This is a genomic window from Variovorax sp. M-6, assembly GCF_052114385.1.
In the GTDB taxonomy this organism is placed as follows: Bacteria; Pseudomonadota; Gammaproteobacteria; order Burkholderiales; family Burkholderiaceae_C; genus Variovorax.
The window spans coordinates 1-9,216 of the sequence record NZ_JBFREQ010000009.1 but is presented as its reverse complement, the minus strand read 5'-3'; the positions used below and the strand labels follow the sequence as shown (position 1 = coordinate 9,216).

5 protein-coding genes and 1 pseudogene are annotated in these 9,216 nt (G+C 67.2%); all 6 read right to left on the bottom strand.

From position 1 onward, the window contains the following. Positions 1-27 precede the first annotated feature (27 nt). Complete coding sequence (gene treS / locus AB4Z46_RS12295; protein ID WP_442283774.1) at positions 28-3,351, bottom strand: maltose alpha-D-glucosyltransferase; 3,324 nt, start codon at positions 3,349-3,351, stop codon at positions 28-30. 11 nt (positions 3,352-3,362) lie between these two features. After that, positions 3,363-5,432 (bottom strand): alpha-1,4-glucan--maltose-1-phosphate maltosyltransferase, encoded by a 2,070-nt coding sequence (locus AB4Z46_RS12290; RefSeq protein ID WP_442283773.1) that lies wholly within the window; start codon positions 5,430-5,432, stop codon positions 3,363-3,365. Beyond that, on the bottom strand, positions 5,425-7,329 hold the full coding sequence (gene glgB, locus AB4Z46_RS12285; RefSeq protein WP_442283957.1) for a 1,4-alpha-glucan branching protein GlgB: 1,905 nt from the start codon (positions 7,327-7,329) through the stop codon (positions 5,425-5,427). The genes AB4Z46_RS12290 and glgB overlap by 8 nt, the downstream gene beginning before the upstream one ends. Before the next feature lie 232 nt (positions 7,330-7,561). After that, positions 7,562-8,287: a hypothetical protein gene (locus AB4Z46_RS12280; RefSeq protein WP_442283772.1), complete on the bottom strand. Its 726-nt coding sequence runs from the start codon at positions 8,285-8,287 to the stop codon at positions 7,562-7,564. A 468-nt stretch (positions 8,288-8,755) separates the two neighbouring features. Then, a pseudogene (locus tag AB4Z46_RS12275) lies at positions 8,756-8,863 on the bottom strand (DNA topoisomerase IB); the annotation flags it as partial. Between the two features lie 172 nt (positions 8,864-9,035). Continuing rightward, positions 9,036-9,216, bottom strand: a 181-nt coding sequence (locus tag AB4Z46_RS12270; protein ID WP_442283771.1) for a hypothetical protein, incomplete at its 5' end; no start/stop codon positions are given.

Genomic DNA, 9,216 nt, shown 5'->3' with positions numbered 1-9,216 from the left:
TGCAGGGGGAGGCGCCGCGCCTTCGGATCAGCGCGCCGCATCGCGGTCGAGCAGCGCCAGGATGCCCTGCAGCGGCACCGGCACCCAGTCGATGCGGTTGCTGAGCTCGTAGCGGAGTTCGTAGAAGGCCTTCTCGAGCTCGAACAGCCGCAGCAGCTGCGGATCGACCGGGCCGGCTTCGGGCGCCAGTGCCGCGCCGTAGCCGGCCAGGAAAGCCTCGCGGGTCTCGAGCTCCCAGGCCCGGGCCTCGACGTCGAGCCGCGCCAGTTCGTCGGCGTTCTGCGCCGCCCGCCGCAACGCGCTCCACCGCGCGTAATTGAAGGAGCGCAGCATGCCCGCGACATCGCGCAGCGGCGACTGCTTGGTGCGGCGTTCCTCGATCGAGCGCGCCGGTTCGCCTTCGAAGTCGATGATCACGAAGTCGTTGCGCGCCAGCAGGACCTGGCCCAGGTGATAGTCGCCGTGGAAGCGCGTGCGCCGCCCCCCTCGGGGCTCGATGCGCAGGGCATCGAAGAAGGCGTCGATCGCGCCGCCTTGCGACAGCAGCCGCTGCGCATCCTCCGTTGCCGCAGGAATGAGGCCGGCCTGGTGTTCCCGCAGCCCGCCCAGCGTGGCCTGGGCCTCGGCGCGCACCGCATCGCGAACGCTGCGCAGGTCGGTTTCGGTCATCGGTTCGGGGTCGAAGGACGGGTTGCCCGTGCGCTGTCCCAGCGCGTTGTGCAGTTCGGCCGTGCGCCGACCGAGGATCTCGATCAAGGCGAGGAAGGCCCCGTGCGGGTTTGGCGGCCGCCCGGCGTCGGCGTCGCGCAGCTCGCCGAGCACGCGCTCGAGGTAGGCCAGCGTGTGATCCCAGCCATCGCCCTGGTTCGGTACATAGGCCTGCAAGAGCGCGAGCGTGAACACCGTGCCGTTGTCGCCGAGGTATTCGACGGCGCCGGCCACCGGAACGCCATGCAGAAAGCCGGCGTCCTCGGTCAGGAAACGGCCCATCTCGAGCTCGGGATTGACGCCGGGGCGCACGTGCCGGTAGCCCTTGAGGAACAGCGTCTCGCCGAGCGTCACGACGGTGTTGCTGCTCATTGCCTTTGGCCGGCTGACCGCCAGCGCGTCGATCGCGTCCAGCGCCAGCTCTCGACCGAGCGAGGTCGGATGGAAGTGCATCCGGCCGTGCGCCGTGGGCAGTTTCGAGTCGGTGATGATCGCCCGCACCACGGCGCGGCAGAAGGCTTCGTCGAAGAAGGCGTCGCCCATCACGCCGACATTGGCCTTCTGGCGCACCTTGGCGATCGCGGCGGGCTGCAGGCATTTCATGCGTTCCTCGTCGCGGTCCTCCCAGGCCAGCGCCAGCGGCATGGAGTAGGTGGCCTTCTCCGGCAGGCCCTCGAGCTCCAGCAACGGCAACATCCAGGTGTGGCCACCGGCTTCCCAGATCGCCTGGTCGGCCAGCCGTGCGCGCGTGACGCGCGATCCCTTGGACGCATACCACCGCTGGGCCTCGATGTGCGGCGGCAGCGTGTCGGTCTCGAACTGCTTGATCAGGCGGTCGGCGAAGCCGATGCGCCAGGGCATCACGCGGTCCTTCAGCAGGCTGGTCCAGCCGTCGAAGAGCACGATCACCGGTCGATCCAGCAGCGCCACGCCCTCCTGGTGCCAGCTGGGCATCGGCGCCTCGTCCGCGAGCTTGAACCAGTAGAAGCCGTAGGAGGCGAGGGTGAGCAGGTAGGGCAGCTCGCCGATCGGCGGGAACGAGGTGCGCCCGAGCATCTCGACGGGCACCCGGCCCTTGAAGGCCGACAGGTCGAGTTCCACCGGCTGCGCCGCGCGCGAGAGGTTGAACACCGACAGGATCACGTCCTCGCCGTGCTCGCTCAGGTAGGCCAGGATCTTGCGATTTCCGGGCTTCAGGAAGGTGCGGCGGCCGCGGCCGAAGGCGCGGCTGGTCTTGCGCACCGCCAGCATGCGCCGGGTCCAGTGCAAGAGCGAGCTCTTGTCGCGCTGCTGGGCCTCGACGTTGACCGCCTCGTAGCCGTACATGGCGTCCATGATCGGCTGCAGGTAGAGCCGCTGCGGGTCGGCGCGCGAGAAGCCGGCGTTGCGGTCGGGGCTCCACTGCATCGGCGTACGCACGCCGTTGCGGTCGCCGACGAAGACGTTGTCGCCCATCCCGATCTCGTCGCCGTAGTAGATGATCGGCGAGCCCGGCATCGACAGGAGCATGCTGTTCATGAGCTTGATGCGATCCTTGTCGTTGTCCATCAGCGGCGCCAGGCGGCGCCGGATGCCGAGGTTGATGCGCGCCTGCATGTCGGCCGCGTAGGTCGTGTACATGTAGTCGCGCTCGCGGTTGGTCACCATCTCGAGCGTCAGCTCGTCGTGGTTGCGCAGGAAGATCGCCCACTGGCAGCCGTCCGGGATCTCGGGTGTCTGCTGCAGGATCTCGACGATCGGATCCCGGTCCTCCTGCGCGATCGCCATGTACATGCGCGGCATCAATGGAAAGTGATAGGCCATATGGCACTCGTCGCCGTCGCCGAAATACTCCCGCACGTCCTCGGGCCACATGTTGGCCTCGGCCAGCAGGAAGCGATTCTTGTAGTTGGCGTCGATCGCAGCGCGCAATTGCTTGATGACCACATGGGTCTCCGGCAAGTTCTCGTTCGAGGTGCCGTCGCGTTCGATCAGGTAGGGAATGGCGTCGAGCCGGAAGCCGTCGACGCCCATGTCGAGCCAGAAGCGCATGGTGCGGAACACCGCCTCCAGCACCTGCGGATTGTCGAAGTTCAGGTCCGGTTGGTGGCTGAAGAAGCGGTGCCAGAAGTACGACTTGGCGACCGAGTCCCAGGTCCAGTTCGACTTCTCGGTGTCGGTGAAGATGATGCGCGTGCCCTGGTAGCGCTGGTCGCTGTCGCTCCAGACGTAGAAGTCGCGCTCTGGCGAGCCCGGCGGCGCCATGCGCGCGGCCTGGAACCACGGGTGCGCATCGGAGGTGTGGTTGATGACCAGCTCGATGATCACGCGCAGCTCGCGTCGGTGGGCCTCCTCCAGCATGTCGCGGAAGTCCTGGAGCGTGCCGTACTGTGGGTGAACGTCCTCGTAGGCTGCGATGTCGTAGCCATCGTCGCGCATCGGCGAGGGATAGAAGGGCATCAGCCAGATCGTGTTGACGCCCAGGTCCCGCACGTAGTCGAGCTTGCTGGCCAGGCCCTTGAAGTCACCGACCCCGTCGCCGTTGGAGTCGACGAAGGCCTTCACGTTGCACTGGTAGATCACGGCGTCGCGGTACCAGGTCGGGTCGCCCGACGTGTCGATTTCGGTGGTCTCGAGCGCCAGCTTGGGCAAGGGAGCGTTCATTGGCGGGCTCCCTAGATGTAGTAGTCGAAATCGCGCTCGTCGCGCAACCGGCGGCGCACCGCCAGCACATGGGCCGGCATGCGATGCGGTTCGAGGAGGATGTAGTGACGTCCGTCGCGCCAGGTGAAACGCTGGTCGGTCAGCAGGTCGTGCATCTGGAAGGGCTGGTCGCGCGGGACGTCGATTTCCGAAGGATCGAGCGACAGGAAGCCGGACTGGGCATTGCGCGGATCGAGGTTGACCACCGTGACGACCACGTTGCTGCCGTCCGCCGAGGTCTTCATGTAGGCGATCAGCTGGTCGTTGTCGATCTCGAGGAAGCGCAGGCTGCGGTCCCACTGCAGCGCCGGGTTGTCGCGGCGGATGCGATTGATGCGCGCGATGAAGGGGCGCAGGCCGCTGTCGGCGCCCCAGTCCCAGTGACGCAATTGATACTTCTCGGAGTCCAGGTATTCCTCGCTGGCCGGTCCGCGCGGCAGATGCTCCACCAGCTCGAAGGGCGGGCCGTAGATGCCGTAGCTGGCGGCCAGGGTCGCAGCCAGCACCAGTCGCGACCTGAACACGGGTTCCTCGCCGGTCTGCAGCGCCGCGTGCAGGATGTCAGGCGTGTTGGGCCAGACATTGGGGCGAAAGTAGTCAATGCCCGGCCCTTGCGAGAGCTCGGTGAAGTACCCGGTGAGCTCTTCCTTGGTATTGCGCCAGGTGAAATAGGTGTAGGACTGGCTGAAGCCCAGCTTGGCCAGGCGATGCATCACCTTGGGCCGCGTGAAGGCCTCGGCCAGGAAGATCAGCTCAGGGTGCGCCCGCTTGCATTCCGCGATCGCCCACTCCCAGAAGGCGAACGACTTGGTGTGCGGGTTGTCGACGCGAAAGATCGTCACGCCTTCGGCGATCCAGTGGTCGAGCACGCTCTTGAGCTCGGCCCACAGCCCCTGCCAGTCCTCGCTCTCGAAGTTGAAGGGATAGATGTCCTGGTACTTCTTCGGCGGGTTCTCGGCGTACTGCACGCTGCCGTCGGGACGCCAGCGGAACCAGTTCGGATGCGCCTTGACATACGGATGGTCGGGCGCGCACTGGAAGGCGATGTCCATCGCGATGTCGAGCCCCAGGGCGCGCGCGGCAGCCACCAGGCGGCGAAAGTCCTCAGGGGTGCCGAGCTCGGGCAGGATGCTCTTGTGACCACCCTCGGCGGCGCCGATGGCCCATGGGCTGCCGACGTCGCCGGGCTCGGGGACGAGTGCGTTGTTGCGACCCTTGCGCTGCTCGCGACCGATCGGGTGGATCGGCGGCAGGTACAGAACGTCGAAACCCATCGAGGCGACCAATGGCAGCCGTGCCTCGAGATCGCGGAAGGTGCCGTGCCCGCCGGGTTCGTTGCCCGCCGAGCGTGGGAACAGTTCGTACCAGCTGCTGAAGCGGGCTCGCTCGCGTTCGGCGATCAGCGGCAGCTCGACCGCGAAGCGGGTCTCGAGTTCTCGGGTGGGATGACGGCCGGCGGTGGCTGCCAGGTTTTCATCGAGCGCCAAGGCCTTCAGCGCTGCCGCCTCGGTCGCCGGATCGGCGGCCCCCTGCTCGAGCGCGAGGGCCCAGGCCATCAGCGCGTCACGGTCGGCGCCGCTGGCGCGGTCGGCGCGGCGGGCCGCGGCGGCGATCTCCAGCGCGCCGACCCGTGCGGCGAGCCGGATGTCCTCGCCGTCGACGCGGCGCACCAGTTCATGGCGCCACGATTCGAATGCATCGACCCAGGCCACCACCGTGTAGTGGTAGCGCCCGAGGATCGGCGGAACGAAGTCCGCCAGCCACTCGTCGTTGTAACGCAGCTTCATCGGCAACTCGTGGCGACCCGCATCGCCGTCCTTCCACCACTGCAGCATCACGCGGGGCGCGTCGTGGCCGTCGGTGAATACGTGGGCGGTCACGCGCAGGCTCTCTCCCGCGACGTGCTTGACCGCGAAGCGGCCGCCGTCGACCATGGGCCGCACCGCATCGATGACGGCGCGGCTGCGGCCGTCCGGAGCGTCGATGGCGGCGGGCGGGCGAGGCGCAGCCGCGGTCGGCTGCAGCAGGAGGCTCCTAGACATCGGCAGCCGCCTTCAGGTAGAGCGTGGACAGCGGCGGCAGGGTCAGGCACAGCGAGTGCGAGTGGCCGTGCGAACGCATCGGCGCGGCCTCGACTTCCCCCAGGTTCCCCCAGCCGGCACCGCCGAAGGGTCGCGCGTCGCTGTTGAGGATCTCGCGCCAGGTTCCGCCGGTGGGAACGCCCAGGCAGCAGTTCTGCCGCGGCACCGGCGTCAGGTTGCTGACCACCAGCACCGCCTCGCCGTTGCGGGCCCGGCGCAGGAAGGCAATCACGCTTTGCACGTGGTCGTTGGGCTCGATCCATTCGAAGCCCTCGGCGGAGAAGTCCAGTTCGTGCAGAGCGGGCTCCGCGCGCAGCACCCGGTTGAGTTCGCCCACCAGGTGCTGCATGCCGCGGTGCTCGGGCAGCTCGGCCAGCTGCCACTCGAGTTGGCCTTCGTGCGTCCACTCGCGGTACTGCGCGAACTCGCCGCCCATGAAGAGAAGCTTCTTGCCCGGATGCGCCCACATGTAGGCGAACAGAGAGCGCAGGTTGGCGAATTGCTGCCAGGCATCGCCCGGCATCTTGCCGATCAACGAACCCTTGCCATACACCACCTCGTCGTGCGAGAGCGGCAGCACGAAGTTCTCGCTGAAGGCGTAGACCATCGAAAAGGTCAGCCGGTGATGGTGGAATCTCCGGTGCACCGGGTCTTCCTTCATGTAGGCCAGGGTGTCGTGCATCCAGCCCATGTTCCATTTCAAGCCGAAGCCCAGGCCGCCCATCTCGATCGGCCGCGAGACCTGCGGCCAGGCGGTCGATTCCTCGGCCACCGTGAAGGTGTCGGGGTGCTCGCGGTAGACCGCCCGGTTGAGCTCATGAAGAAACGAGATGGCCTCGAGGTTCTCGCGGCCGCCACGCTGGTTCGGAACCCATTCCCCACCGCGTCTCGCGTAGTCGAGGTACAGCATCGAGGCGACCGCATCCACGCGCAGGCCGTCGACGTGGTAGCGATCGAGCCAGAACAGACCCGACGAGATCAGGAAGCTGCGGACCTCGTGGCGGCCGTAGTTGAAGATGGCCGAGTTCCATTCAGGATGGAATCCCTGGCGCGGGTCGGCATGCTCGTAGAGGTGCGTTCCGTCAAAGTCCGCCAGGCCATGCGCATCCGTCGGGAAGTGCGACGGTACCCAGTCCAGCACCACGCCGATGCCGCGCTGGTGCAGGTGATCGACGAAGTACATGAAGTCCTGCGGCTCGCCGTAGCGCGCCGTCGGCGCGAAATAGCCCGTGGTCTGGTAGCCCCAGGAGCCGTAGAACGGATGCTCCGTCACCGGCATCAGTTCGACGTGGGTGAAGCCCAGCGACACCACGTAGTCGGCCAGTGAATGCGCCAGCTCGCGATAGTTCGGAAACTGGCCGTCGCTGCGCCGCCAGGACCCAAGGTGGATCTCGTAGATCGACATCGGCGCAGCCAGGCTGTTTCGCTCGGCGCGGGTGCGCATCCAGTTGTCGTCGCCCCAGCCGTATTCCAGCGACCAGAGCCGCGACGCCGTGGCTGGTGGTGGCTCGGCCAGCAAGGCGACCGGGTCGGCCTTCTCCAGAACGCGACCGCGTGCGGAAACAATGCGGTATTTGTACGCGTTGCCGCGTCGGGCATGCTCGCAGTCGGCTTGCCACACGCCGGTCCCGTCGCGATGCTGCAGCATCAGGTCGGCTCGCGGATCCCAGCCGTTCCAGTCGCCGATCACGGACACCGAGCGCGCGTTCGGCGCCCAGACCGCGAACCGGGCCCCGCCGCCGTCCGCCGCCACATGCCCGCCCAGCCTTTCGTAGAGACGCGCGTGCGTCCCCTCGCCGAACAGGTAGGCGTCGGTTTCGCCAAAGGTGGGGAGAGAGGTCGGTGGCGTCACGGGCATCGCGGAAGTCACTGGGCAGGGCCTTCGGGCGAGGCCCTGGGCCAAAGGTTTGTGTAGTCCTCCCGTCGGCGATGCCAAAGCGCCAAAGCGCCCGTCCTGATGTCGGACAGGGTCCCGGGCGCACGCTGTCAACGCGCCATGCGAGCTCGGCCTGCGCGCGCATACCGGACACCGATTGCGCCGGATCCAATCCCCGAGATCGACCGGCTGGGCGACGCGCCCGACTGCGCCATCACCCTTCAGGCAGCGCCTGCGCCGCTCGAGACTCGGCGGGATGCAGCACAGGCCTCAGCGCGAATTGCACTGAATCGGGCTTGATCGACGTCGCGTAGCCCAGCCCATCCGCAAGCAACTGCAGCGCGACGGCATCGATGGCAAGCGCACGCGGAGCGACATGGGTATCGTCCGGCGGATCGGCGAGCGGTGTTTCGCCGAGGCGGACATGGAGACGCAAAGCCTCGGCACCCTCGGCCTCGATGCAGATCGCATCGATATGTTCAGCGTTGTCGTTCAGATAGGCGAGCGCGCCCAGGAACATATAGAGCAATGCCGCGCTGTTCGGGAATCGCGGCCCTTCTTTGCTCGGAGAAATCGCGTCACCGACACGGAGGCTGATGCCTCGGAGATCGAAGGCCACGCGCATGAGCGCAGTACCTTGCGCCACGAGTTCGCTGCGCGTGATGCTATCGCCGTCGCTCGAGAGTTCCCAGGCGCGCAGGAAATGCTTGCCGGGCGCCAGCGCCGCGATCTGGTCCTCGATGCGCGCCGCCCGTTCTGCCAGTTCCGCAGGCTCGATCGCGGCCTCGCTTGCCAGCTGATGCTTCATCAACAGGACGGCCATGCGAATTGCGGCCACGGGGGCAGCCATCTCGTGTCGCAAGGCGGGCAACGCGCGCATGAGCAGCTCGTGGCGCACGCCCGCCGCCATCCAACTGCGCGCTCCTGGCGATGCCTTCATTTGTCCGCACCTGCCATGTCATTGGGGCCGCATGCCCACCGAGGGCCCGTGGTCTTTGACGCCCGCTGCCCTCGCGATCACTGAACAGGAGTGCAAGTTGTGCATGATGGGCTCCTTGGCGAGAATCTTGCGGCCGCAAGCAGGAGCGATTGGTAGCGCCGCTGAGGTGACGAGGTGCGTAGGAGAATTTCTCTCCTCGAGCCGATCATCGACCTACAGGGGATGAAGCTGACGATCTTGAGCGTTGAGAAGGAGATCGCCACCGCAGGCCCGGACCGAGCTGCGTCAAGCCACGGACGCTTGTCGAGCATGCCCATTGGGCGCGCGGGCCTCAGTTGACCAGCTCCAACGCCGCACGTTTGAACGCGTCCGCAATGTCCATCCTGTTCTTGGCATGGCTGCTTGCTGAGCACATCACGTCATCCGATGTGTCCGGGAAGCCGAGGGCAGCCCATGTTGATCGGTCGCGCAGGCGAGCCGGGTCAACTCGAGCGCCTGCACGGTCCCGTGCCAAGTGCGGAAATCCTTCGCAGTGAAGTTCTCGCCGGCAATTTGTTTCAAACAATCATTCACATCGGTAGCCAGATCGCGCGCCACTTGCCGACGAATCGCGGGCAGCGCATGGCCGAACTCTCAAGCCTGATGGCGCGCACGTCGCAGGGGTGTAGGACGCCAAGAGCGTTGTCGGTGCGCTGCACGCCCATCCCACGGTCCGTCATCCATTGTTCCTTCCGCCGAGGAACACAGTTCACACGGCCTCACCGGCCGGGCCCCCCCCCGGGGCCGCCGCCACCGCCGGGGCCACCGCCWCCRCCGGGGCCACCGCCTCCACCGGGGCCACCGCCACCGCCGGGGCCACCGCCACCGCCGGGGCCACCGCCACCACCGGGGCCGCCGCCACCGCCGGGGCCACCGCCACCACCGGGGCC

Coding starts and splice junctions, on each gene's coding strand:
- treS (WP_442283774.1), bottom strand. CDS start 3,351: ATGAACGCTCCCTTGCCCAAGCTGGCGCTCGAGACCACCGAAATCGAC.
- AB4Z46_RS12290 (WP_442283773.1), bottom strand. CDS start 5,432: ATGTCTAGGAGCCTCCTGCTGCAGCCGACCGCGGCTGCGCCTCGCCCG.
- glgB (WP_442283957.1), bottom strand. CDS start 7,329: ATGCCCGTGACGCCACCGACCTCTCTCCCCACCTTTGGCGAAACCGAC.
- AB4Z46_RS12280 (WP_442283772.1), bottom strand. CDS start 8,287: ATGAAGGCATCGCCAGGAGCGCGCAGTTGGATGGCGGCGGGCGTGCGC.